We start from the raw sequence: 25,347 nt of genomic DNA on the forward strand, positions 1-25,347 counted from the left end.
ATATCCAATCACACTATCCATTTACAGACAACCGTAATTCATTATATAATGTGGTTCACAGTCAGCTTGAACATCTGAAAGGAATTAGAATTACATATGATAACCATTACACAACTTCAAATTTTTTTGAAAGTCGTTGAAATTGGTAACTTCACGAAGACGGGTAAGATTTTAAATATGACACAACCTGCCATTAGTCATGCCGTTTCCAATCTCGAATCTGAACTAGGAGTCAAATTATTAATCAGAGATAAATCAAAGGGATTAATGCTTACAAATATAGGTGAAAAGGTTCTCCTCCAAGTCAGAAATTTACAAAATAGCCTTGAAATAATTGAACAAGAAGTAGCCGCTGAAAAGGGATTAGAGACCGGGCTCATCAGAGTCGGTGGTTTCCCGGATTTCTCTGCTCGTTTTTTACCAAAAGTTATCCAGGCTGTTCATCAGAAATATCCAAATATAACGATTGAATTATATGAAGGTTCCGTAGAAGAGATTAATAAATGGATAACCTCACGTCAGATTGATGTTGGCTTCATTTACTCGGTTCATTCGGGTCTGGATATTATCCCTTTATTGGAAGACCAGTACATGGCGGTACTACCAGACTTCCACCCCCTGCTTCAAAAATCACTCGTCAGCCTATCCGATTTATCTGGCGAACCTTTAATCGTTGGCAGATGGGGAAATCCTAAAGCAATACAAAATTTATTTACAGAAAGCAATTTAGCCTATGATCAAAAATATACGACTTCCAATTTAAACACGATGCTGGGCATGATAGCTGAAGGACTTGGTTCATCCATTCTCCCTGAGCTTGCTGTTAAAGATACCATACGCTGGAAAAATTCCCGACCAATTGACACAGACTATCGGCGTAATATAGCACTGGCTGTAGTTTCCCTCAAAAATGTTTCCAGAGCAACCAATCTTTTTATTGAGATCGTTAAAGAACAAGTTAAATTACAATAAAGCCTGTCTCCTTTTATTAGGGACAGGCTTTAAAAGTGTCTATTAAACTAAAGAGCCGCCGCCCTCTTCCAGATATTTAACAATGCCTTCTGCAGCACGGTAGGATAATGCACCTAGTGTACCTGTCGGGTTAAATGAACTATTATGAGGAAATGCAGATGCACCAACGACAAATACGTTTTCAGCCTCCCACATTTGCATATAGCTATTAACTGCAGACGTTTTTGGATCTGCACCCATAATAACTCCACCTGTGTTGTGTGTGTTTGTGTCTTTATTTACATTAAATGGAGCTTGCTCTTCGGTAGTTTCGTAATGGTCAGCACCAATTTCCTCAGCTATTTCACGTGTTACCTTCGCCATATATTTCACTAACTCTTTATCGGCATCCGTATAATCATATGTCATACGAAGTAATGGCATGCCATACGCATCTTTAAACTCAGGATCTAAGTCAAGATAGTTGTCTCGATGTGGCATACTTGCACCTTGAGATTTTACTTGCTGTGTACTATTTGAATATTTAATGGATTGCTGTTTCCACTCAGCACCCCATGATGGTGTTCCACTCGGTACATTGTTCACAGCAATTGGACGGTATCCATATTGTGTCATGCGAATTCCGGCACCGTGAATAAAGTCTACATCCGAATGGTCAAAATTATCCCCAACGTAATCAGGAATCTCAATCCCTAATGCACCTGCGCCGGCATAATTATTGAACTTATGATTTTCATAGAACATTGTTGTTGTTGCAGAACTTACTTGATAGCAATAGTTTTTACCGATGGAACCTTCACCAGTCTCATTATTGTAAGGTGTTCCTAAGTTGGAATTCAATAGCAAACGAACATTATTGAAAACATAACTTGTTACAATAACAACATCTGCTGGCTGTTCAAATTCTTCACCAGTAATTGTGTTTACATATTTTACACCATTCGCTTTGCTACCATCATTTAATATCTCTGTAACATTAGAATGGGTACGAAGATCCAAATTACCTGTTTCTTTTGCAACAGGTATTACGGTAACAACAGGGTCTGCCTTTGCTCCGTACTCACAACCGAAGTTTTCACAGAATCCACAATATTGACATGCAGATCGTGCAATTCCATCCGGGTTCGTGTAATTTTCTGAAAGGTTAGCAGATGGCATCATGTATGGGCTGTAACCAAGTTTTTTAGCTGCCTCTTCGAAAAGTTCGAATGCCGGTGCTTTCACCATTGGCCCAGTTGGATACGGATTGGAGCGAGGTCCATATGACTCCACCGTTTCACCGGAAATACCAGCCATTTTTTCGAAAGTATCATAATATGGTTCAATCTCATCGTATGTCATACCCCAGTCCTGCAAGGTATATCCTGGCCCTAATTTATTTGGTCCGTATTTTTGGTCTGTCAATGTTTTAATTTCGAAGTCGTATGGAAGGAAACGATAGGTTTGCCCGTTCCAGTGACTTCCAGCTCCACCAACACCATCTCCTACAATAAAAGTTCCGTAGCTGCGCATCGGGAGTGCCTTCATATTAGGGTTGTTACGATGTGTAATTGTTTCTTTTGATAAATCCTGCATCAATTCAGTTCTATGTTGGAAACGAAGCTCGTCATGCCCCATCAAATAATCATTTGTTGTTCTTTCTTTTCCACGTTCTAGTCCTACAACTTGAACTCCGGCTTTTGTCAGTTCAGCAGCGATAATTCCGCCTGCCCATCCCATTCCAACAATAACAGCAGGCACTTTAGGTAGTTTTGTACTCAAGATAGTCAATCCTTTCCTTCAATTAATGTCCCATATGGCTTCTTAGACCTTGAGGGTCCAGTTCGATAAACTCTTTACTCTTAATTTCATTATTATAATTCATTCGTGAACCTGGGAATTGACGCATCGCCCAGCCTTGCATATCTTTATTTCCAGCATATAATGGATCTGCATAAGCACCCTCAATGGTTAATCCACGAAGCATAGTGAAGAAAACAGCACTTGAAATACCGCCGATTTTGTATTCACCTTGTTCAAAATGGGTCAATACTTCATCCTGTTGTTCTGCATCCAAGGAGGTAAAATCCCCATCAAATTTTTCATTGCTGTAATTATTTAATGCTGTTAATCCCAGCAGGAATAGATCCTTCCGCAAAATACGAATTTGAGTTTGCTGCGTTTCTTCTGCAGGATAAAACGGTCCAGCCATATAATCTTTCGCATTAATTCCCCATGGGCTTGCCAATTGATGATCAATATAAATGGCAACATCTAATTCCGCTGCTCCAGGACCATTGTCATCTGCAGGGTAAATGCGTTCTGCTGCAGCCATTGTTGTCTGGTATTGAGCAGGAGTGAAGAACATTAATGCGGCATTTGGATTTTCTGTTGGTGTTGCAGCTGGCTCATGTTCAGTTGCTATATCTTGCTCTTTTTCCTCTCCTCCGAAACCAATTATTCCGCCAAAAACGCCACCGACAACTACCCCTCCTGCAGCCATTCCGGAATTTCTTAGGAACTTACGTCTTGATGAGCCTTTTTCATCAAGTTTATATTTCTCTGAATCTGCCATGAAATAACCTCCAGTATACTCAGTAAGTAAATTAATTTGTATAGAGCAATTTAATACACTTTCTTAATCCTATATAAGATATAAAAACACTAAAAGATGGACTCCAAGATAAAGAGCATTCATTTCAGTATTCCCAGTATTAAAGCTATCTATAATATTTTTTAAATAAGTAGGAATGATTAAAATCGAAAAATATGTACTATTGTCGATTCTTATCTATTTTAACCAGTAGTCATTTTATCATAACAATGTTACCAAGGTTAAATGTCAATTTATTTATATGTCATTACTTATTACTTATGAAAGCGCTAAATATTATAAAAGATATCCATATTCAAAGTAGGTTTTATAATAATTCAACTTTCGCACCAATGACCTAAGTTAGAATAGTAACTGGGTTCAACTTAGAATGTTTCTAATAGAGCAGTGTATTTCCAGTGCCTTTGATACTACCAACGCTACTTTATCCTTCTAACTCTGCGAAATTTGAGTATAATTAGAGGATTATATCTTTATTAAGTCGAATGTATTAAGTTAGAGGATATACATATATTCAAGGAGGAATTGCATTGTTAAAATTTCAAGATTACCAATATGAAAGACCCGTACTGCAAGAGGACCAGCATGCATTCAAAGAATTATTAAATTTGTTCACCAACGCTCCATCGACTGATAAAGCAATAGATGCCATAAAAGAGATTAATACTTTCCGAAACAAGCTATCAACCCTTTTTAACCTCGTTTATGTTCGGGCTTCTATTAACACGAAGGATGAATTTTATCAAAAAGAACGCGATTATTTTGATGAGATTGAACCAGAAATTAAAGCCATGAATACAGCCTTTTACAAAGAATTAATAAAATCACCTTATCGGATGGAGTTGGAAAAACAATTTGGTTCACAATTATTTGAGATTGCTGATTTCGAAATCAAATCTTTTTCTCCAGATATTATCCGTTTGCTGCAAAAAGAAAATAAACTTTCTTCACAATACTCCAAATTGGTTGCCTCTGCAGAAGTAGAATTTCAAGGTGACACCTATACACTGGCACAACTTGGTCCATTTGCGCAAAGTGAAGAAAGATCAATCCGTAAACAGGCTGTTACAGCAAGTGCAGGATTTTTTGAAAGCCATGTAGATCAATTCGATTCCATTTATGATCAGCTTGTAAAGACAAGACATGAAATAGCTGTGAAGCTAGGCTATAAAAACTTTGTTGAAGTTGGGTACCTACGAATGTTGCGGATTGATTATAATGCAGATATGGTTGACGTGTTTCGAAGGCAAGTTCGTGAATTTGTTGTTCCATTAGCTACCAAGCTCTATGAAAAACAAGCGGAACGTATTGGTGTTGAATCCCTGAAATTTTATGATGAAAACTTTAAATTTAAAACTGGCAATGCAAAACCAAAGGGATCACCGGAATGGATTATCGAAAACGGCAAAAAAATGTATGCAGAACTATCCGACGAAACAAATGAATTTTTTCAGTTCATGCTTGATCGAAATTTATTAGATTTGGAAGCCAAAAAGGGGAAAGAAGCTGGTGGGTATTGTACATTCATTGAAGACTATGAGGCACCATTTATCTTCGCTAACTTTAATGGAACATCAGGTGATGTAGATGTTTTAACACATGAAGCTGGTCACGCATTCCAAGCTTATTCAAGTCGTAATATTGGAGTACCGGAGTATATTTTTCCAACTAGTGAATCGGCAGAAATCCATTCGATGAGCATGGAGTTCTTCACATGGCCATGGATGGAGCTTTTCTTTAAAGAAGATGTGGATAAATATAAATACGCCCATTTAGCAGATGGTTTACAGTTTCTTCCATACGGTGTTGCTGTCGATGAGTTCCAGCATCTAGTATATGAAAACCCTGAGTGGACACCAAAAGAGCGGAAGGATGCATGGAAGCAACTCGAAGAAATCTATTTGCCACATCGTGATTATGATGGAAATGAATACTTGGAATCCGGTGCTTTCTGGCAACGACAAGGACATATTTATGATGTTCCGTTCTATTATATTGATTACACACTTGCGCAAATTTGCGCCTTCCAATTTTGGAAAAAATCACGTGAAAATCATGAAGCGGCATGGGCAGACTATTTAAATCTTTGCAAACTTGGTGGTTCCAAAGCCTTCCTTGGACTTGTAAAAGCAGCCAATCTCCGCTCCCCCTTTGAAGAAGATGCATTAGAAACGGTCATCCGTACCATTGAAACCTGGCTCGAATCTGTCGATGATAAAGCTTTATAATAGTGAGGCAGTAGCAATGATTTCTGAATTGCTGCTGTCTTTTTTATATCTTTCCGTGACGGATTCCCTCTATTCAATAAGCATGGTACAACCTCTACTCGATCTATGCTAAAATGAATGTAAAATAGCATATTTAAAGGAGATCAACATGACATTTAAAATACTTTTTCTTGATATTGATGGAACTATTCTTATGCCTAATCATACATACACCGAATCAACAAAAACAGCAATTCAGCAAGCAAAAGCGAATGGTGTTGAAGTATTTATCGCAACAGGCAGACCACTAATTGAAGTAAAAGACCTTGCAAAGGAACTAAATGTAGATTCATTTATTGGATATAATGGTGCATATGCCATCTATCAGGAAGAAACAATTATTAATGAGCCAATCGATGAAAAGCAAGTTCGGCAATTTCTAGACATAGCAAAGGAAAATGATAACGAACTCGTTCTTTATACAAAGGATAGAAATTACTATACTTCCCTTGACCACCCTTTTGTAGAGCAATTTAATGATATATTTCAATTGAAACAAAACTCACTATTTACTTATGAAGTGGTCGATCAAATTATCGGGGTTACTGCCATGAATCTTCAACCTGCAGAAGTCTCTCTTTATGAAGTCGAGGAGAATATTCGAATGTCACAGGTGAATATCGAAGGTGCAACGATGGCGTACGATATTATCCGCAAAAATGTGAATAAAGGAGAGGCAATAACGAAGATCCTTAAACGCTTAAACATACCAAAAGAGCAGGCTATCGCATTTGGCGATGGTTTGAATGATAAAGAAATGTTGCAGGCTGTCGGAGAAGGGTTCGCAATGGAAAATGCACATCCAGACCTTTTTGATTTTGCAAAACATCGAACAACTTCTGTATCGGATTCTGGTATATTTAATGGATTAAAAAAAATAGGATTAGTTAAATAGCACGAAGATGATAATGTGCTCTGATAAATAACAAAATGAGCCTGGGTCATAACTAAAGTGTTTAACTCAAAGCCGAACATTTCGCCATAATAGCGAAGGAAATACACGGAGACTCCTGCGGGATGAAAAGCCTAGGTGAGACTACTTAGAGCGATAGCTCGGAGTAGGCTCAGCAGCGCCCGCGGAAAGCGTAGTGTATTTCCGTAGCGGTATATATGCACCAACTATGTTCGGATTTTACTTTGGTTAAAACACTTTTGTCCCAGTCTCATTTTATTGTCTACTTTTACTTATAAGAAGAATCCACCATACAACAACGCACCGGCAATAACAAATGCAGGATGAATCTTCCACCGCTCAATTAGAAAATAACTGAGGATGACTATGACTGTAGTTTGCCAAAAGCCAATACCAATATACGATTCACTGAAGAAATTCCACGCCATGACACCGAGTAATATGGCAATGACCGGTTGAACAAAAAGAGTGAGTCGCTTTACTTTAGGTGATTTTTTATATTTCAGTAAAATACCGCCAAGCAGAATCATTAGAATTAAAGAAGGAGCTACGTTTGCAAATACTGCGATAAATGATCCGAGTACACCACCCATTTCAAATCCGATATACCCCGCCATTTTCGTGGCAATCGGTCCGGGAAGGGAATTTCCAAGAGCTAGAACTTCACCAAATTCCTGAATGGTCATCCATTCGTATCTTTTGACGACTTCGTTTTCAATGAGTGGAATCGAAGCTGGACCTCCACCGTAGCCAAGAATACCAGGAATAAAAAAGGCTAGAAATAGTTGAATATAAATCATGATTGATTACCTTCTTTACTTCCGACTTCATCCTTCTTATTATTTATTGGTAAGGATAGGGCAAGTATCAATAACACGGCAATGACAATCCCAGGGTGAATGTGAAGGATTTGCAATAAAATAAAAACGATTATAATCATAATCAGTGCTTTACCCCAGCCGAAGCCTTTTCCTGCCTTTTTTGCAAATTGCCATGTAAGAATTGCCACCATCATCCCAACTACAGGAACAACTGCTGCAGTCATCCCCTGAACCCAATCAAATTCACGAATACTTGATAGGGAAGTTAATAGAATAATCATTAATATAATGGTAGGTAATACGGTTGCGAATAAGGCATTGATCAACCCCATTAATCCAGAAACACGATAGCCAACATATCCCGCCAATTTTGTAGCGATGGGACCAGGTAGCGTATTCCCAATGGCCAATAGGTCTCCAAACTCTTCTGTATCCATCCATTTATAGTTATCTACAACTTCCTTTTGTATGAGTGGGATGGAAGCTGGACCTCCACCGAAGCCTAGTATTCCAACCCGAAAGAATGCCATAAAAATATTCCATTGCGTTTTCATTCGTCACAAACCTTTTTTAGTTATTCTTCTAGCTCATTATATTTATTACCAGGCAGCTACTTTTCCATCTGTTCTGGATTCCGTGCCACCTACTAAAACACCTGTTTCTGAATTACGCCAAATAATCTGCCCACGCCCAAAACTATTAGGTTCGTGTTCTATCTTCATCTCATGCCCTTTAGCTACCAGTTCCTGTACAATATGGTGTGCGAACCGATTTTCGACTTCGACTTTCTTTTCTTTCATCCATTGCCATCTTGGCGCATCAAGAGCAGCTTGTGGATTCAATCCAAAATCAACCGTGTTCATAACAACCTGAACATGACCCTGTGGCTGCATAAAACCACCCATTACTCCAAAAGGACCTACAGGCTGATCCCCTTTTGAAAGGAATCCAGGAATAATCGTATGATAGGTTCGTTTGCCTCCTGCGAGTGCATTTACATGGTCTGGATCCATCGAAAAATTATGTCCGCGATTTTGTAAAGCTATCCCAGTACCCGGAACAACCACACCAGATCCAAATCCCATATAATTACTTTGGATAAAAGAAACCATATTTCCTTCCTTATCTGCTGCAGCCAAATAAACGGTACCACTTGCCGACGGGTCACTAGCTTCCGGAAGAATCGCCTCATCCCCAATGAGCGCTCTTCGTTTCTCTGTATAAGATTCACTTAGAATAGCTTCAGTAGATACTTTCATGTGACTTTCTTCTGTTACATGCTTCAAGGCATCTGCATAAGCAAGTTTAATTGCTTCGATCTGCTTATGATAGGTATCCACAGAATCTTTCGTTTGAAAATCAAAACCTTTTAAAATATTTAATGCCTGAAGTGCGACGATACCCTGCCCATTCGGAGGAATCTCCCAAACATCATGTCCCCGATAGTTTACGCGAATCGGGTCGACCCATTCAGGCTGATAGTCTGCCAGATCCCCTTTTGTCAGAAAACCTCCATTTTCCTTTGAAAAGGATGCCATTTTCTCAGCCAGGTTTCCTCGGTAAAAGGATTCTCCGTTCGTATCTGCAATTTCCTGTAATGTGTTTGCATGTTCTTCAGAGGACCATAGTTCACCAACTTCCGGTGCCCGTCCTTTAGGTGCAAAAGTTTTAAACCATTCTTCAAACTCAGCACCTGTTAATTTTTCTTTGAACGAGCGATAGGCATTTTTCCAATACTTACCTAGAATTGGAGAAATCGGATATCCTTCTCTTGCATATGTAATTGCTGGTGTTAAAACTTCCTTTAAGGAGAGTTTTCCAAATCGCTTTGACAATTCTGCCCATGTTCCTGGCGCTCCGGGCACCGTTACGGGTATCCATCCGTGTGTCGGGATTTCGTGATAACCTTTTTCTTTTACAGCATCAATGGTAATGTCTTTTGGTGATTTCCCACTACCATTCAGCCCATGCAGTTTCCCTTTTGTCCATACAAGTGCAAAGGCATCACTGCCAATCCCGTTTGATGTTGGCTCAACAACGGTAAGGCAGGCTGCGGTTGCAATAGCAGCATCAATCGCATTTCCACCTTTTTTCAACATATCCAATCCTGCCTGGGCAGCAAGCGGCTGAGATGTTGCTACCATTCCATTCTTTGCATAAACAGGTTTTTGCGAAATTGGATAGGCATTTGATTGATTTGTAAGATACATTTTATTTCCCCCTTTTTATATGTTCTATCTGTTCACGTCCACACTTCTCCAAATAAGGACATAAATAAAGTCTACCCGAAGCGTCCTTAAAATTTGTTTCAAGTAATGTCTTTCTATTATACGTTATTTTTGGATAAATTTTAACTATTCCATAAATGACTTCCAAATCACTGTCCATATTACTGAGATATTCATACTGTATATTTACAGAACAGCTTGGGGTCATTTTCTCCAAGCTGTTTTACATGATATTAATCATCGATCACATCTTTATTTTTCTTATAAGAACGTTTTAAAGAGATATAATCAAAAAGATAATGAAAAATAATAACCAATATAGAAGGTCCAATTATATCCATTGCTTCCACCCAACCAGAGGGCACACCTTTGATAACGAAAGAAGCCACAAAAAAAATTAGTCCAAACCTTAATGAATTTTTCAAACTCTTCCTGCGTCGTGTGGAATAATCATTTTCATTGGAAACATCTGTATGTTCGATACCAGAGAAAATATAGCGCATAAATGTATAACACATAATAAATGCAGCAATTAAAAACATAATTAATGAACCATCCAAACTCCACTTAAACCAATTAAGGTTCAGAAAGCTAAAGAGCATGAGTATACCTGTTGTCAGAAACGTAGCTTCCGCCATAATATACACAATTTTCATTCGTTTGTATTCATCATCCGGCAGAAAAATATTTAAAAAAGATTGGATCATTTACAGCTCCTCCCAAAATAAGTCGTCCAATGTTTTATCCAATGCCCTTGCAATTGCTATACATAATTGCAGACTCGGATTATACCTCCCCTTTTCAATCAATCCAATGGTTTGCCTTGTTGCTTTCACTTGTTTTGCAAGCTGGTCCTGGGTAAGTTCTTTTTCAATCCTCGCTAATTTCATTTTACTGGTCATTCAATCACCTGTTTCCGAATAGTGACAAATATAAATAACATTATGTACTTTATATATTACATTGATAACTTACTCATTACAAGTTAATTATAAAGATTATGCAAATTCAATTAGACAGTATTGGTTTATATGACTAACGTAAAAAAAAAAGAGATTAGCTGTACCGCTAATCCCTTCACTATTTGTATAAAATATAAAATATTTTACAGAAACGTACAGCTTCTGTTAAGAACACTTAAACATATTAATAGCGCTTTTGTTTCTTTCTTGAAGAATCAGCCTTTTTGCTTCCTGTTTCCTTTCTCGTCGTCCCTTGCCCTTCTACCTCTGGGGAACTCAAACCATCTGTTACTGGATTAACTTTTCTCTTTTTCATTCTAATCACCTCCAATTTTAGTGTTCCTTAAAATAATTTAGATATGTTATTTTGTTGCTATTTCGAATCAATCCCTAAGAACACTTACTATTTTTTCTACAAGAAAAGATAATCAATATAAGGAACAAAAAAGACCAAATCATTGTGCAATTTGGTCTGCTAATACGTCTGTTATTTGTTCGCCATAAAATAGAACTACTGATTATTTTTCAGGTAGTACCGCATCTGTTGTCATAACCCACTCATGAATTTCATATCCTCTTGCACCCTGTACAACATACGGATCATTTTTGACGATTGCTTCCGCTTCTTCAAAATTCTCCGCCATATAAATCACTAGACCACCAGTGCCATCGGTAAAACGGCCTTTCGCAAAGACTTTACCTTCATTCTCTTTTTCTTCCAAATAAGTCAAATGATCTGGACGGAACTCCTGGCTCTTCTCCTCATCCAACATCGGTGAAAACGCAGCAAAATACTTCATATGTAACATCCTTCCTCTCTTATCCTCCTCCCATTATACCGCTCCACAATGGTGCCTGTCACTCCCCGAACTTTGTCATATTTTGTCGATAGTTTTCCGCCAATAGAGAGAGCTCTCCCTTCTAACTTTGGCAGAGCTCTCTAAAAATCAATCATTCGCTAACTTTGATATCATATTTTCTAAGCCAATAATCAATTTGACATAGATGTGCAATTAACTGGGGACCTTGCATAAGCTGGCCATACCATGGATCTTTAAATTCTTTTCCTTCACTTCTTACTATCGCCTCTACCTTTTCACGTTTCATAAATTCAAAGATTCGTGCATCAGGATCGGCTAGGATTTCTTCCATCCATTTCACAACTTGCGCCGTATACTCCGGTTGGAAAGTTCTTGGATAGGGACTCTTCTTGCGGTACAAAACTTCATCAGGCAGAATCCCTTCCAGTGCTTTACGCAATATCCCTTTCTCCCGGCCTTCATACATCTTCATATCCCATGGAATATTCCAGACATATTCTACTAATCTATGGTCTGCATATGGGACACGCACTTCGAGACTAGCCCCCATACTCATCCTGTCCTTGCGATCAAGTAATTGAGCCATAAACCACTGCATATTCAAATAAAATATTTCTCTACGCTTTGCATCTTCTTCAGTTTCTCCATCAAGCCTCGGGGTTTCAGCAACTGTTTCTTTATATCTTTCTTGCACATACATTTTCAAATCTAATTTTTTTTGCCACTCTGGATTTAATAAATCTACCCGTGAATCCAAGGACCTCATCCAAGGAAAACTATCTCCAGATGCAGACGGATCATGGAACCATGGATAACCTCCGAAAATTTCATCTGCACATTCTCCAGACAGCGCAACCGTCGTATGATTTTTAATTCGACGGCAAAACCACAATAAGGAAGAATCAATATCCGCTTGACCCGGTTGATCACGAACGTCCACCGCTTCCTTTAGCAACCCAGCAAGTTGGTTTCCGGAGATAACTTCATCATGATGATCCGTATCAAATTCCTTAACCATCTTTTCAATCCAGGGCTTGTCACTCGATGGTTGAAACTTACTTGACTGGAAATGCTCGTCATTCCCCTCATAATCGATTGAAAACGTAGTTAATGCGACGTCATCTTTTTCCTTAAAATAATTTGCGGCTACAGCTGTAATTGCACTTGAATCCAACCCACCGGAAAGTAAAGTGCTAACCGATACATCTGCAACCAACTGCCGCTCCACTGCATCGACAAACAATTCCCTCACCTTTTTAGCAGTTTCTTCTACAGAATCATGATGCGGCTTACTGACCATATTCCAGTAGCGCCACGTTTTCAAGCCGTTCTTTGAAAACGTCAAGGAGTGCCCGCCACGCAATTCTTTTATTCCTTTAAATAAACCATGTCCCGGTGTTCTCGAAGGTCCAAGCACAAATATTTCAGAGAGGCCCCCACGATCAACTTCAGCATCTACATCTGTGTGAGCAAGTATTGATTTCAGCTCGGATCCAAAGATGAACTGACCCTGTTTTTCATGGAAAAATAATGGTTTTACGCCTAGTCGATCCCGGGACATGAATAGTTGGTCTTTCTTCTCATCCCAGATACCAAAAGCATATATTCCATTCAAATGATCGACACATTCTTCCTTCCATTCGATGTAAGACGTCAGTAGAACTTCCGTATCAGATGTCGTACTGAATGAATATCCTTTTTGAAGTAGTGCTTGGCGAAGTTCTTCGGTGTTATAAAGCTCTCCATTATATACAATCGTATAAGTAACTCCATCTTTTTTCTTACTCATCGGTTGTTTTCCACCTTCTAAATCGACAACCGAAAGACGCTTATGTCCGAAACCTGTATGACCATCTATCCAATATTGCGTCGCATCCGGTCCCCGTAATGCCAAAGTTTCCGTCATCTTCTCCAATACTGGCTTTTGCATGCTTGCTCTTTTGTTCCAATCAACAAAACCTGTTATTCCGCACAAATCCTATCACCCTCTCTGGTGCATTTTACGTTTACTTCACTATCCTATGCAGGAAATTTGTCCCTGGTGATAAAATACACTCACAGGAAGTTCCAAGCGGGTACTTGTGAGGCAAAATATGTAGGTAATATTTCATAGCGTGCTCAGATTCAATTTGTTCATTTAACTCCGGAAATTGTTTCTTGAAAGATTTATATTTTGGTGATTGCACCATTAGTGCATAAGATTGCCCCTTTATGAAAAAGCTCTTTCTTGTATTATTGCCTTGTTCAGTCACTCATTAGCTTTATAAGTAACCTTTTTCTTTCACTTATATCTTGTTCGGTCACTCATCAGATTTATGAAAAACATTTTTATGATTTTGTTCAACAACCTTGCTAGTTAACACAAGAAGTGACTTATTAAATAATATAAGGGGCGAATTATTGAGAAGCCTTTGGTTTTCTCTCAAATATACTTATAAAGTTTTTTCTGAAATAAAACAACAAATAGCCAAGAGTAAGGACTAGCAATACTGCTAAAAGAATTAACGAATGGTCTAAGAACAAATGTAGTAAGAAAATATTAGCTACAATCGGTGATAATATTGCTATGGCTATTGGGATGAATTGATTGAATAAGAGTAAAATTCCACATATAACTTCTAAAGATTTTTCAGCAATTAATAGATATTCAAATTCGAATAATGCCATTGCTTCAGGACTGGTTTCTATAAATGGATCAAGTCCAAAAATGACAAAATAACCATTTATACCAGCAATCAAAAAAACGACCCCTAAAAAGAATCTGCTAATTTGCATAAATATTTTAGGCATTTTACAAACCTCCTATAAAAATAGTTAAAACTATTATAACAAAAAAATGGAGAGCTGAGCATAGGTATATTGAAGATTCAAAAACCTTTATCGAATACTATATTGTTCAATAACTACCCGTTCGTAAGTGCAATATTTCACAATATCTGCATTATCTCTAATTCAACTTTAACATAAAGCACCCAAATAACTTATTTCTCATAACAATTCACATAAAATCACAAGAAATTCACAAGTCTCAAATATTTATTGCCACTGCGAAAATGGGTGTAATTTGCTATGGAATTTATCAAAAGAGCAACAAATCCTTATATACCAATAAAAAAAGGCAGTGAATTCTATTATGAATATCACTGCGATTTTGCTTGTGAATGAATGTTTTGCACCTCTGAAGTAAACCCGTCAGGATGCTCCCCCGGTGTTTTAACGACGAATAATAACCATTTATAATATAAGTAAAATACCTTACTGCTCGCTTCTCTTGCTCACCACCTAGATTTTATAGGATCTATTCCACGATATTTATATTTTCACCATCACCAACAATGATTCTAGTTGCCATTCCGATAAATAATCCTGTTTCAACGACACCGACAATCCTTTTAATTTCTTCATTTAAATTTGTTGGATCTGTAATGACATTAAACGGACAATCCAGTATGTAGTTGCCATTATCAGAAATCAGAATTTCTGCATCCTTTTTTCTGAGTTTCGGTACACAACCAAGTTTTGAAATTTCATTTGCAGTTCGCTCCCAAGCAAAAGGTAGGATTTCAACAGGCAAAGGGTACTTACCTAAATTGGTTACCATTTTCGAAGCATCTACAATAATAATTAGTTCTTTTGCTGCTTGAGCAATAATTTTTTCTCGAAATAATGCTGCTCCACCGCCTTTAATCATATGCAGATTTTCATCAACCTCATCGGCACCGTCAATCGTAATATCCAACTTATTCACTTTTGAAAAATCAGTGAGTGGTACGCCAAATTCATGTGCCCAATTTTCTGTTTGCGTAGAAGATGGAATACCTTCTATTTTTAAACCATTTTCCACGAGCTCTCCCAGTTTTCGGATCATCCAATAAACAGTTGAACCTGACCCCAACCCGACTTTCATGCCATCTTTAACAAATGCAGCTGCTTCTTCTCCAACTATTTTCTTCATGCGATCTTGCTCGCTCAGCATTAGAAATCCTCCTCCTTTATCTACTAATTATTATAACGTATTGCCACCATTCGACAAAATCCGGGGAGTGACAGGCACTAAAATGTGTAAAAAATAGGATCCGCATATGCGGATCCTATTTTGGTATTCGTTATTCAGCTACAACTGGTTCTTCTGCAGTTACAGAGATTTCGTGTAGGTCACCCCATTCGTGAGCAACGGAATAGCCTTGCACACGGTTGTTGACCGGTACGAGTTGTGCACGATAAAGTGTTGGGAATACAGGGATCTCATTGACCATTAATGCTTGCCATTCACTGTATACTTCTGTACGATATTCTGTGTCCATTGCCTCGGGTGATACACCGTCAGCCAATAATGCTTCATTTTCATCATTTTCATAACGAGGGAAGTTAAATAATTCATTTGGTCCATAAAGTCCTGTTGGGTCTACATCACTACCAACGCCCCATGCACCCTGATAAATATCAATTGCTGGATCGTCTTCACCAGTTTGTCCTATACGATCATAAAAAGCGTTAAATTCAAGTAGGCGTCCATCTACAAGCTGTACGTTAATACCTGCGTTACCCCATGATTGAATATAGTAGTTTGCAATTGGTTCTGCAGTGTCTCCACCTTCCATAGAAGCAAAGTTCAGTACTAACTCTTCCCCTTCAGGATTTTCACGCATGCCATCTCCATCGACATCTTCATATCCAGCTTCATCTAAAATCTGATTAGCTAAATCCAAATCAAAAGTTGGCGCTTCAATGGTCTCGTCATGATACGCCGGATGTGAAGGCGGAATAAGAGTAGTCGCATTCCAACGTAAGCCATTATAAAACTGATTAGCTACTGCATCATTATCAACCGCGTGCCACATTGCACGACGTAATTCAACATCTGCTACTTTAGCATCTGGGTTCATTTGGACTTTTTTATTATCTGCATCCCATGAACCTAATTTAAATCCAATATACGTATAAGCCATGTCAATATTACCAAGGAATTCAACATTATTTAAACTCTCTTCCACATCTGGATATTGATCTGTTGGGAATGCATCCACTAAATCAACCTCTCCAGATTCAAGAGCCTGTGCTACTGTTTGAGGACCTACAACGGATAGTGTTACACCATCCAGTTTTGGAGCACCCTGCCAATAGTCTTCATTGGCCGTATAGGTTACAGACTCACCTGGTACGATTGATTCCACTTTAAATGGTCCCATTCCAATTGGGTTCACGCGTACTGCATCAGATGCAGACATTTCCGCTACAGGAATATCTTCAAAAACATGTTTCGGCATTGCATATGGCCAAATTCCACTTGCAAGAAGGGATGGACTTGCTTGCTTAAACGTCATTTGCAATGTTTTATCGTCAATGATTTCAAGACCAGAGATTGTATCTGCCTCTCCATCATGATACTCTTCTACACCCACTACATTCGTTACATTACCATAACGAACACCATCATAATCCGGATCGGCAATTACTTCAAACGAATAAGCCCAATCTTCTGCTGTTACAGGCTCACCATCATGCCAGTTTACGTTTTCATTGATTGTAAAGGTGAATACATCACCAGCTTCATTTACTTCAAATGTTGCTGCACCATCTTGAGTAAAGGTAAAGTTCTCATCAGTTGACAATAATGATTCATCAAACCATTCAATAACTTCCGCATCAGGAGCACCTGAATAGAAGTTCCAGTTTAGTGTACCTTCAAAAACAGAAGACGATACTAAACCAAAGTTAAGCGTACCACCGTCGATTGCTTCTCCTTCACTTGTTTTTTCAGTTGAAAAATCTTCGATGGAATATAATCCATCTTCTGACTCCTTATCTTCTTCCTTTGCAGCAGCATCATCTTTCTCTTTTGCACTATCTTCTGTACCTTCTTCTGTTTCTGTATCAGAACCAGTATCTTCTCCTTCATCAGAACCACCGCTACAAGCTGCCAATACGAGTAGAAAAACCAACATTAGAGCTAGTAGAAGTTTACTAAAACTTGCTTTCTTCATACTTGTAACCTCCCTTTTTTTTTTACTGCATCTCTTTCTTTTGTCAATCAAATAATTGTAGATTGACATCTATACACAACATCAATATTTGATTGATGTGGGTAACAAAATAATTGTTGCTGAGCAATCTTCAAAGTGTAACGATTAAATTTAACCCCTTCTTTGCCGAGCATCGGTAGCACGTCTGAGAGCCTCACCGACATTTCTTACCGCTAGCATTAATACTAGAATCAACACTGCTGCCGGAACCCATATCCACCATCTGTATTCTAGTGTTTGTGGGTTTGTTGCGTAACTTAATAGAGTTCCTAGACTAGGTGTACTTTCTGGAAAACCGAAGCCAAGGAAAGAAAGCCCTGATTCTAAACCAATATTTGCAGCTAAATTCAGAGTCATTGTTACGATAATTAATGAAGTTATATTTGGTAGTACTTGTGAAAACATAATTTTAAAGTTGGATGACCCAAGTGTTTTTGAAGCCTGGGCATAATCCAGTTCTCTTTCCTGTAATGCCTTTGATCTTATCAGTCTAGCTATTCCCATCCACGAGAATGCTGTCATAATCAGCGAGAATGTTAATGTATTGTAGCTTGGAACCAATGAAACAAATACGATAATAATCATAATGAATGGAAGAATCAGGAAAAAATCCAAGATACGCATCATAACGTTATCTGTTGTACCTCCGAAATACCCGGCTATCAATCCATACGTTACTCCAATAATTCCACTTAAAAATGTAACAAGAAATCCGATTGACAAGGAGTTCCTAGTACCAATAATCAACTGTCCAAAGACATCTCTTCCACCATAATCTGTACCTAATATAAACTCTTCAGAAGGGGCTTCATGTATGGCAAAGAGGTCAACCGTTACAATTTCGTCCTGATCCAGGAACAATGAAACACCATAAACGGTAGCTGTAACAATAATTAAAAATATCAATGATACGAATGCTAATTTATCGCGTACAAGTTCACGCCAGAGGATCTTTAGTCCGGATGGGCTTTTCGTCTGATCTTCCATGGTCACATTATTTACTTCCATTTTTATTCACCTCAGAATCTATCGAGTTTCTATTTAATACGGATGCGGGGGTCTACGAGACTTAAAATGATATCTGATAGTAGTGCTCCTAAGATGGAAGCGATACCGAATAATAGAACTAACGCTGTAACAACACTGTAGTCACGTAAATTAATAGATTCAAGGAACAATGCTCCCATTCCTGGATAACCGAATATTTGCTCAATAAAGATTGTACCTGAAATCAAGGATGTAATCTCCCAGCCAAAAAATGCTGCAATCGGTAATAATGAGTTTCTAAGAATATGTCTATTGTAGACCCTTGATTCAGAAGCTCCTTTTGCTCTTGCGGTAACAATAAAATCTCTTTGCTTTGTATCAACAATTTCACTTCTTAAATACTGCACGGTCGATACGGTAGCAATTAACGCCATTGATAATGCCGGTAATAATAAATGGTTAAATTTACTTAAAAAATAATCCATGGTTCCTGGTTCTAGCCCCGGTTGAACACTTCCACTCGTTGGAAACCATCCGAGTTGATAGCCAAATACCCAAACCATTACTAGTGCGAATATGAATAAAGGTGTAGCAAAACCTACATACGTATATCCCGTAATAGCCTGATCAAGTATTGTATCGTTATAGCGTCCACTAGTAATACCTAATGGGATTGCAATCATATATGTAAAAATCAGTGTAACTAATGCAAGCCAAAATGAATTTTCAAGTCTTTGCTCCAATAATTCTGTAACTGGCATTTTAAAGCGGAATGACTGACCTAAGTCCCCTTGCACCAACCCTGTAACCCAATCCCCATATTTAATATGCCACGGATCATTTAGCCCCATTTTTTCCCTTTGTTCCTGAATTGCTGCCTGATCAACGTTTGGATCCAGCACACCTGTTAGGGCATCACCAGGCATCATTTGCGCCATTAAAAATACTAATATACTGAGTAATATGATTTGGGGGAATGTAATAATTAGTCTTCTAACTATAAATTTCCACATATACGTATCAACCTTTCTCCGGAAGAGCAACCAGATGAGTAGCAGATATAGGTTGCAAACCGTAAGCTAAACCTTCGTTGTCGAAGTAATCATTATAAGAATGCTCATATTCCTTCTGTATTTCTTTTCGGAACTTAAATTGATCCGCTCGATTTCTCGGGTTAATATCAGGTATTGCCGCTATTAAGCGTTTCGTATAAATATGCTGCGGATTATTAAAAATATCTTCCTTCGAACCTTGTTCAACATATCGACCTTTATACATAATTGCTATATCATCACACATATGTTTTACAATTCCAAGATCATGACTGATAAACAAATATGTCAAATTTAATTCCTTTTGAATATCCTGCATAAAGTTCAATACTTGTGCTTGAACAGAAACATCCAGTGCTGATACTGGTTCATCTGCAATGATAAGTTTTGGTTTCAAAGCAATCGCCCTGGCTACTCCGATACGCTGTCTTTGACCACCGGAGAATTCGTGTGGGTATTTCATGATGCTTTCAGGACTTAACCGAACAAGTTCCAATAATTCTTGAACACGTTTCTTCTCTTCGTCTCTGGAAAGATTTTCATAATTTCGTATTGGCTCAGCAATTACGTCTAAGACACGCTTTCTAGGATTCAATGAGGAATAAGGATCCTGGAAAATCATTTGCACATCTTTTCTGAATTCTTTTGTTTTACTTTTACTAGAAGTGACGTCTACACCTTTAAAATTCACTTGACCAGAAGTAACTTGTTCGAGGCCGATAATCGCTCTCCCAGTTGTTGTTTTCCCAGAACCAGATTCACCAACAAGACCATAGGTTTTACCTTGTTCGAGTGAGAATGAAACACCATCAACCGCTTTGATTTGACCAACTGTCCGATTGAATATTCCACCTTTAATTGGAAAATATACCTGTAAATCCTTAATCTCAAGAAACCCCATTGGCTTGTTCCTCCTTGATGTCATCAGAAAAGTAAAAATGTTCATGACATGTACACCGAACAAAGTGACCTGAGGATACCTCATGCAATATCGGATTTTTTTCATGAGCACTTTGATCAATCCATGGAATTCTTGAAGCAAAACGACAACCTTCACGCGGGAGGTTTTTTAAAGATGGAACAATTCCTTGTATAACATGAAGCTTGTCCTGTCCTTCTGTTGGAACAGAGTTTAATAACGATTTCGTATATGGATGTAAAGGATTTTCAAACAAAGTATGTATATCAGCTATCTCAACAATCTGACCTGCGTACATGACAGCAACTCGATCAGCCATCTCCGCTACAACACCCAAGTCATGAGTAATCAAAATTATTCCCGCATGTATATCTTCCTTAAGCTCTCTAATTAAATCGAGAATCTGAGCCTGAATGGTCACGTCCAAAGCTGTCGTTGGTTCATCTGCAATTAGAAGTTCAGGAACATTGGCTATAGCAATTGCGATAACAACACGTTGCCTCATTCCACCTGATAATTCATGAGGAAATTGTTGTTGGACATGTTCCGGACGCGGGATACCTACCAAGTTTAATAATTCAAGCACCCGCTCTTTACGCTGTTTCTGAGACAATTCCGGTTGATGGAGTATTAAGGTTTCAGCGATTTGATCCCCTATTTCCATCAAGGGATTCAATGCTGTAAGTGGATCCTGGAAGATCATTGCCAAATCGTCACCACGCAACTTATTAATCTGGGAGGTTGACATCTTTGCAATATCTTGGTTATTCAACAAAATATTCCCTTCAATTTTAGCTCGATTATGTAAACCCATAATGGAAAATGCAAGAGCACTTTTACCTGATCCTGACTCCCCAACAATACCTAAGATTTCATTTTTATTTAATGTTAATGTAACATCATCCACAGCAGCAAAATAATCGTCACCGATTCTGAATGAAGTAGTTAGGTTTTTAATTTCCAATAATTCGTTACCCAAATTAATCCCCCCGTGAATGTATTTCTCTGTTTATGGAGTATCTTACATTTTATATGTAAATATTCTTACGTAACTGAACGTTCTGATAATTAAATGCAAAAAAATTATAACCTTAGTCACTTGTTAATTCTAGAAAATATGTATCTTAAACTTTAAGTTTTTAATATTTGTGATTATTCTAATAAATTTGATTGAAAGCGGCCTCTTGAAATGTATATTTATCAATATGTAAAAATTATTATTTTTTCCTACACTCGATTTCATTCATTATTTTCTGCAACTATACAATACACATTTGCAATATAAGAAATCAAATCGTAAATAAAACTTAATATAATAACAAATTATAAGTGAAGGTTTTTATAAAAGCAACACGTTTTCAACAAAATTAACAGTGAAAAATTCTGATAATTGTCTTTATTGAATAAAAAACTAAATAGAAGCCTTGTCTTTCAAGGGTTTTTTTAATTTTGAAAAATATTTAATCTTTCTCAAATTTTTTTCATTTCTTGTGAAAATTTTTAATTATAATGGCGTATATTGTCATAGGATTTATTCGATTATTGTTTCAAAATCCTACAGATTGCATCAGAGTAAGATTCCCATTCATTTATAAATTTTCGTATAGAAAGAAATAATAAATGAATAATTATTCATTTATTTGAATGTTTAAAAGGAAAAATCCCCCAATTCAAATAATAAATTGGAAGATTTTATGTCTACAAAAATGGCTAAAGTGCCATATAAGATTTTTCTATTACTGGATGCAACTGTTCAGCAAGTATCTGGATTTCGGACATCATTCGAATATCCAGGTTTCCGCCACTTACAATTACTCCACAATGTCTTGATTTTATCTTATCGTTATGGGCGAATAAGGCTGCCAATGCTGCTGCTCCGGCTCCCTCCATCAAGGTTTTATTACGCTCCAGCATGTAGATAATTGCAGATGCAATTTCTTCATCCTTTACAGTTACAATATCATCTACATATTCCTGAATGATTGGGAAAGTTAATTTTCCGGGTTCTTTTACTGCGATTCCCTCTGCAATCGTGGAAACCTTGGGCAGGTTCTTTACCATGTTAGAATGATAACTTTCATGAATCGCAGATGCTCCCTCGGACTGAACACCAATTATTTTAATATTCTTGTTCACCTGCTTTGCTGCAACTGCGATTCCACTAATTAATCCTCCACCGCCGATTGGAACGAGGATTGTATCGATTCTATCTTCCTGGCGAAGCATTTCCATTGCAATCGTTCCTTGACCGGCCATAACATCGTAGTCATCAAAAGGATGGATATAAATCGCACCCGATACCAATTGCTGTTCGATCGATGCACGATAAGCTTCCTGGAAACTTTCCCCAGTTAAGACCACTTCTGCACCATAATTACGGGTTGCATTTACTTTTGCAAGTGGTGTACCTTCTGCCATGTAAATCGTCGCTTTCGCTCCAAGTTTGGCAGCTGCATTGGCCACTCCTTGTGCATGATTACCTGCTGATGCTGTTATTACTCCTTTTGCAAGCTGTTCCCGCGATAACTGCATTAATTTAAAACTTGCTCCCCGAAATTTGAATGCACCTGTTTTTTGCTGGTTTTCCATTTTGCAGTATACATTCTTTCCTACTAAATTATCTGTCGTATGTGATGTTAACAATGGTGTAAGATGAACAATGGGTGCCAGCCGTTTCATTGCATGGTATACCTTCTCACCCGTTAAGCAATCCCCAAGACAATTCACTCTCCTTTAAATCAACCTTAGTGTTTTGTAACATCCACTTAGATGCTTAGACTTTATTCTCAAATTCTACAATTTTTTCTTCCTGAAGTAATGTCAAAGCGATATCATCCCAACCATTTAAGAGCTTTTCTTTATGATATTCCGGGATTTCAAAGCTAACGACAATTCCTTCATCATCTGTAATCTGTTGATTTTCTAAGTCCACATATAAGACAAAAGCACCGTTCTCAGCTTTTTGCATCCACTTCGTTAATTTATCTTCTTCCATCTTGATAGGAACAATACCATTTTTTAATGCATTATTATAAAAAATATCCGCAAAACTTGGTGCAATGATTACCTTGAAACCAAAGTCTGTCAATGCCCAAGGTGCATGCTCTCTTGATGATCCACAGCCAAAATTTTCTCCTGCTATTAATATAGAAGCCTCTTGATATTGTGGCTGGTTCAGCGCAAAATCTTCGCGAGGTTTACCCTCATCATCAAAACGCCAGTTATAAAATAAAAATTGGCCAAAACCGGTACGTTCGATTCTTTTTAGAAATTGCTTTGGTATAATTTGATCCGTATCAATATTGGAACGATCTAATGGATAGACCAACCCTTTGTGTTCCTTTATTGCCTCCATGTTTTGCCACCTCCTAGTTTAGTACTCCTGAAAATTGACGTACATCAACGAAGTGTCCCTCGATTGCAGCTGCTGCAGCCATTTCGGGACTTACTAGATGTGTACGTGCTCCATTTCCTTGTCTACCCTCAAAATTACGGTTAGATGTAGAAGCACAACGACCACCTGAAGGTACGATGTCATCATTCATACCTAGACACATGCTGCATCCAGAATCCCGCCATTCAAATCCAGCTTCCGTGAACACTTTATCCAATCCAAGTTCTTCCGCTTGAAGCTTGACGCTGAATGAACCAGGTACAACGATTGCTTTTACATAATCCTTTACTTTTCTTCCTTGGATAATCGATGCCGCCTTTTGCAGATCACTTAAGCGAGAATTTGTACAGGAACCGATGAATACGTGATCGATTTCTATAGAAGTAATCGGTTGGTTTTCTTCAAGCCCCATATATTCAAGAGCTCTTTGTATATCTTCTTTATGGTCCACTTCATCAAGAATAGGTGTACTTCCACTCACAGGAACACACATACCCGGATTTGTTCCCCAAGTTACCTGTGGCTCAATCTCATCTGCATGAATAATAACTGTTTCGTCGTATTCAGCACCAGCATCAGTAGCCAAATCTAACCATTCAGAAGCAGCATTTTCAAATTCTTTCCCTTTTGGAACGTATTCTCTGCCTTCCAAATAAGCTATAGTTGTCTGATCCGGACTAATAAGCCCTGCTCTAGCACCAGCTTCAATCGACATATTACAGATTGTCATTCGGCCTTCCATCGATAACTTCCGAATTGCGTCACCGGTATATTCCATTACATATCCTGTACCGAACCGTACTCCAAATTTACCAATAATCGCCAAAATTAAATCTTTAGCAGTAACTCCTGGTCCAAGGTCGCCTTCTACTTTAACATTCAACGTTTTTGGTTTTTCCTGCCAGATTGTTTGGGTTGCCAAAACATGCTCTACTTCACTTGTACCTATACCAAATGCCAAAGCACCAAATGCACCATGAGTCGATGTATGGCTATCCCCGCAAACAATAGTTTTCCCTGGTTGGGTCAGTCCTAGCTGTGGTCCAATAACATGCACGATACCTTGATCTGGATGAAACATGTCAGCAAGTTTAATCCCAAAGTGTTCACAGTTTTCCCTTAATGTTTCCATCTGTTTTTTTGAAATTTCGTCTTTTACAATATGTCGATCTTTCGTTGGGACATTGTGGTCCATTGTCGCATACGTTAAATCGGGACGACGGACTTTTCTGTTTGCTAGTCTAAGACCTTCAAAGGCCTGTGGAGAAGTAACTTCATGAACCAAATGCTGGTCAATATATAATAAATCAGGCTTACCTGCTTCGTGATGTACAACATGTTTATTCCATATTTTTTCAATTATTGTTTCTGGTTTCCCCATCTCTTTACACCTCA

23 protein-coding genes are annotated in these 25,347 nt (G+C 38.0%); 3 read left to right on the plus strand and 20 right to left on the minus strand.

Annotation, left to right across the window (positions count from 1 at the left end; all coding sequences use genetic code 11):
• The first annotated feature begins 96 nt into the window (after window positions 1-96).
• Window positions 97-972 (plus strand): LysR family transcriptional regulator, encoded by an 876-nt coding sequence (locus tag ACFOUV_RS09085; protein WP_379496442.1) that lies wholly within the window; start codon window positions 97-99, stop codon window positions 970-972.
• Window positions 973-1,014: 42 nt separating this feature from the next.
• Here ACFOUV_RS09085 and ACFOUV_RS09090 read toward each other — a convergent pair whose 3' ends face one another.
• Both ACFOUV_RS09090 and ACFOUV_RS09095 read right to left on the minus strand, forming a co-directional pair.
• Window positions 1,015-2,733, minus strand: a complete 1,719-nt coding sequence (locus tag ACFOUV_RS09090) for a GMC family oxidoreductase (protein WP_379496443.1) — start codon at window positions 2,731-2,733, stop codon at window positions 1,015-1,017.
• Between the two features lie 22 nt (window positions 2,734-2,755).
• The gene (locus ACFOUV_RS09095; protein WP_379496444.1) at window positions 2,756-3,526 is read right to left on the minus strand and encodes a gluconate 2-dehydrogenase subunit 3 family protein; all 771 of its coding nucleotides are present in this window, start codon (window positions 3,524-3,526) and stop codon (window positions 2,756-2,758) included.
• 569 nt (window positions 3,527-4,095) lie between these two features.
• Between ACFOUV_RS09095 and ACFOUV_RS09100 the strand changes: the two genes are divergently transcribed.
• The gene (locus ACFOUV_RS09100; RefSeq protein ID WP_379496445.1) at window positions 4,096-5,793 is read left to right on the plus strand and encodes a M3 family oligoendopeptidase; all 1,698 of its coding nucleotides are present in this window, start codon (window positions 4,096-4,098) and stop codon (window positions 5,791-5,793) included.
• Window positions 5,794-5,941: 148 nt separating this feature from the next.
• A complete protein-coding gene (locus ACFOUV_RS09105) occupies window positions 5,942-6,727 on the plus strand; it encodes an HAD family hydrolase (protein WP_379496446.1) in 786 nt (261 codons plus the stop codon).
• A 290-nt stretch (window positions 6,728-7,017) separates the two neighbouring features.
• Here ACFOUV_RS09105 and ACFOUV_RS09110 read toward each other — a convergent pair whose 3' ends face one another.
• The 18 genes from ACFOUV_RS09110 to leuC all read right to left on the minus strand — a co-directional run bounded on the left by ACFOUV_RS09110 (window position 7,018) and on the right by leuC (window position 25,333).
• Window positions 7,018-7,545, minus strand: a complete 528-nt coding sequence (locus ACFOUV_RS09110; protein ID WP_379496447.1) for a chromate transporter — start codon at window positions 7,543-7,545, stop codon at window positions 7,018-7,020.
• Entirely contained in the window at window positions 7,542-8,120 is a 579-nt protein-coding gene (locus ACFOUV_RS09115) for a chromate transporter (RefSeq protein WP_379496448.1), read from the minus strand. Before ACFOUV_RS09115 ends, ACFOUV_RS09110 begins: the two co-directional genes overlap by 4 nt.
• A 45-nt stretch (window positions 8,121-8,165) precedes the next feature.
• Window positions 8,166-9,776: a gamma-glutamyltransferase gene (gene ggt, locus ACFOUV_RS09120; protein ID WP_379496449.1), complete on the minus strand. Its 1,611-nt coding sequence runs from the start codon at window positions 9,774-9,776 to the stop codon at window positions 8,166-8,168.
• A gap of 251 nt (window positions 9,777-10,027) precedes the next feature.
• A complete protein-coding gene (locus ACFOUV_RS09125) occupies window positions 10,028-10,501 on the minus strand; it encodes a hypothetical protein (RefSeq protein WP_379496450.1) in 474 nt (157 codons plus the stop codon).
• Window positions 10,502-10,696, minus strand: a complete 195-nt coding sequence (locus ACFOUV_RS09130) for a helix-turn-helix transcriptional regulator (RefSeq protein WP_379496451.1) — start codon at window positions 10,694-10,696, stop codon at window positions 10,502-10,504.
• 244 nt (window positions 10,697-10,940) lie between these two features.
• Entirely contained in the window at window positions 10,941-11,072 is a 132-nt protein-coding gene (locus ACFOUV_RS09135; protein WP_379496452.1) for a YuzL family protein, read from the minus strand.
• 202 nt (window positions 11,073-11,274) lie between these two features.
• Window positions 11,275-11,556, minus strand: coding sequence for a YciI family protein (locus tag ACFOUV_RS09140; RefSeq protein WP_379496453.1), 282 nt, complete (start codon window positions 11,554-11,556; stop codon window positions 11,275-11,277).
• A gap of 151 nt (window positions 11,557-11,707) precedes the next feature.
• Window positions 11,708-13,552, minus strand: coding sequence for an asparagine synthase (glutamine-hydrolyzing) (gene asnB / locus ACFOUV_RS09145; RefSeq protein WP_379496454.1), 1,845 nt, complete (start codon window positions 13,550-13,552; stop codon window positions 11,708-11,710).
• Between the two features lie 422 nt (window positions 13,553-13,974).
• Window positions 13,975-14,367 carry a hypothetical protein gene (locus tag ACFOUV_RS09150; RefSeq protein ID WP_379496455.1) on the minus strand — a complete coding sequence of 131 codons (393 nt, stop codon included), beginning with the start codon at window positions 14,365-14,367 and terminating at the stop codon, window positions 13,975-13,977.
• Window positions 14,368-14,875: 508 nt separating this feature from the next.
• Window positions 14,876-15,553 carry a ribose-5-phosphate isomerase RpiA gene (gene rpiA / locus ACFOUV_RS09155; protein WP_379496456.1) on the minus strand — a complete coding sequence of 226 codons (678 nt, stop codon included), beginning with the start codon at window positions 15,551-15,553 and terminating at the stop codon, window positions 14,876-14,878.
• A 130-nt stretch (window positions 15,554-15,683) separates the two neighbouring features.
• Window positions 15,684-17,561 (minus strand): oligopeptide ABC transporter substrate-binding protein, encoded by a 1,878-nt coding sequence (opp4A, locus tag ACFOUV_RS09160; protein WP_379496457.1) that lies wholly within the window; start codon window positions 17,559-17,561, stop codon window positions 15,684-15,686.
• A 150-nt stretch (window positions 17,562-17,711) separates the two neighbouring features.
• Window positions 17,712-18,608: an ABC transporter permease gene (locus ACFOUV_RS09165; protein WP_379496458.1), complete on the minus strand. Its 897-nt coding sequence runs from the start codon at window positions 18,606-18,608 to the stop codon at window positions 17,712-17,714.
• A gap of 29 nt (window positions 18,609-18,637) precedes the next feature.
• Window positions 18,638-19,600 carry an oligopeptide ABC transporter permease gene (gene opp4B, locus ACFOUV_RS09170; protein ID WP_379496459.1) on the minus strand — a complete coding sequence of 321 codons (963 nt, stop codon included), beginning with the start codon at window positions 19,598-19,600 and terminating at the stop codon, window positions 18,638-18,640.
• Between the two features lie 7 nt (window positions 19,601-19,607).
• A complete protein-coding gene (locus ACFOUV_RS09175) occupies window positions 19,608-20,540 on the minus strand; it encodes an ABC transporter ATP-binding protein (RefSeq protein WP_379496460.1) in 933 nt (310 codons plus the stop codon).
• Window positions 20,527-21,537, minus strand: a complete 1,011-nt coding sequence (locus ACFOUV_RS09180) for an ABC transporter ATP-binding protein (RefSeq protein ID WP_379496461.1) — start codon at window positions 21,535-21,537, stop codon at window positions 20,527-20,529. The genes ACFOUV_RS09175 and ACFOUV_RS09180 overlap by 14 nt, the downstream gene beginning before the upstream one ends.
• Window positions 21,538-22,268: 731 nt before the next feature.
• Window positions 22,269-23,237, minus strand: coding sequence for a threonine ammonia-lyase (gene ilvA / locus ACFOUV_RS09185; protein WP_379496462.1), 969 nt, complete (start codon window positions 23,235-23,237; stop codon window positions 22,269-22,271).
• 94 nt (window positions 23,238-23,331) lie between these two features.
• Window positions 23,332-23,913, minus strand: a complete 582-nt coding sequence (gene leuD, locus ACFOUV_RS09190) for a 3-isopropylmalate dehydratase small subunit (protein WP_379496463.1) — start codon at window positions 23,911-23,913, stop codon at window positions 23,332-23,334.
• 13 nt (window positions 23,914-23,926) lie between these two features.
• Window positions 23,927-25,333, minus strand: coding sequence for a 3-isopropylmalate dehydratase large subunit (gene leuC, locus ACFOUV_RS09195; protein ID WP_379496464.1), 1,407 nt, complete (start codon window positions 25,331-25,333; stop codon window positions 23,927-23,929).
• Window positions 25,334-25,347 lie beyond the last annotated feature (14 nt).

The organism is Oceanobacillus longus, from assembly GCF_042650085.1.
Lineage (GTDB): Bacteria > Bacillota > Bacilli > Bacillales > Amphibacillaceae > Oceanobacillus > Oceanobacillus longus.

What these genes read in the sequence shown, in the direction of transcription:
- ACFOUV_RS09150 (WP_379496455.1), bottom strand. Translation starts at nt 14,367, where the DNA reads ATGCCTAAAATATTTATGCAAATTAGCAGATTCTTTTTAGGGGTCGTT.
- ACFOUV_RS09135 (WP_379496452.1), bottom strand. Translation starts at nt 11,072, where the DNA reads ATGAAAAAGAGAAAAGTTAATCCAGTAACAGATGGTTTGAGTTCCCCA.
- ACFOUV_RS09130 (WP_379496451.1), bottom strand. Translation starts at nt 10,696, where the DNA reads ATGACCAGTAAAATGAAATTAGCGAGGATTGAAAAAGAACTTACCCAG.
- rpiA (WP_379496456.1), bottom strand. Translation starts at nt 15,553, where the DNA reads ATGCTGAGCGAGCAAGATCGCATGAAGAAAATAGTTGGAGAAGAAGCA.
- ACFOUV_RS09095 (WP_379496444.1), bottom strand. Translation starts at nt 3,526, where the DNA reads ATGGCAGATTCAGAGAAATATAAACTTGATGAAAAAGGCTCATCAAGA.
- ACFOUV_RS09140 (WP_379496453.1), bottom strand. Translation starts at nt 11,556, where the DNA reads ATGAAGTATTTTGCTGCGTTTTCACCGATGTTGGATGAGGAGAAGAGC.
- opp4B (WP_379496459.1), bottom strand. Translation starts at nt 19,600, where the DNA reads ATGTGGAAATTTATAGTTAGAAGACTAATTATTACATTCCCCCAAATC.
- ggt (WP_379496449.1), bottom strand. Translation starts at nt 9,776, where the DNA reads ATGTATCTTACAAATCAATCAAATGCCTATCCAATTTCGCAAAAACCT.
- ACFOUV_RS09125 (WP_379496450.1), bottom strand. Translation starts at nt 10,501, where the DNA reads ATGATCCAATCTTTTTTAAATATTTTTCTGCCGGATGATGAATACAAA.
- ACFOUV_RS09085 (WP_379496442.1), top strand. Translation starts at nt 97, where the DNA reads ATGATAACCATTACACAACTTCAAATTTTTTTGAAAGTCGTTGAAATT.
- leuD (WP_379496463.1), bottom strand. Translation starts at nt 23,913, where the DNA reads ATGGAGGCAATAAAGGAACACAAAGGGTTGGTCTATCCATTAGATCGT.
- opp4A (WP_379496457.1), bottom strand. Translation starts at nt 17,561, where the DNA reads ATGAAGAAAGCAAGTTTTAGTAAACTTCTACTAGCTCTAATGTTGGTT.
- ACFOUV_RS09115 (WP_379496448.1), bottom strand. Translation starts at nt 8,120, where the DNA reads ATGAAAACGCAATGGAATATTTTTATGGCATTCTTTCGGGTTGGAATA.
- ACFOUV_RS09175 (WP_379496460.1), bottom strand. Translation starts at nt 20,540, where the DNA reads ATGGGGTTTCTTGAGATTAAGGATTTACAGGTATATTTTCCAATTAAA.
- ACFOUV_RS09110 (WP_379496447.1), bottom strand. Translation starts at nt 7,545, where the DNA reads ATGATTTATATTCAACTATTTCTAGCCTTTTTTATTCCTGGTATTCTT.
- leuC (WP_379496464.1), bottom strand. Translation starts at nt 25,333, where the DNA reads ATGGGGAAACCAGAAACAATAATTGAAAAAATATGGAATAAACATGTT.
- ilvA (WP_379496462.1), bottom strand. Translation starts at nt 23,237, where the DNA reads ATGAAACGGCTGGCACCCATTGTTCATCTTACACCATTGTTAACATCA.
- ACFOUV_RS09105 (WP_379496446.1), top strand. Translation starts at nt 5,942, where the DNA reads ATGACATTTAAAATACTTTTTCTTGATATTGATGGAACTATTCTTATG.
- ACFOUV_RS09165 (WP_379496458.1), bottom strand. Translation starts at nt 18,608, where the DNA reads ATGGAAGTAAATAATGTGACCATGGAAGATCAGACGAAAAGCCCATCC.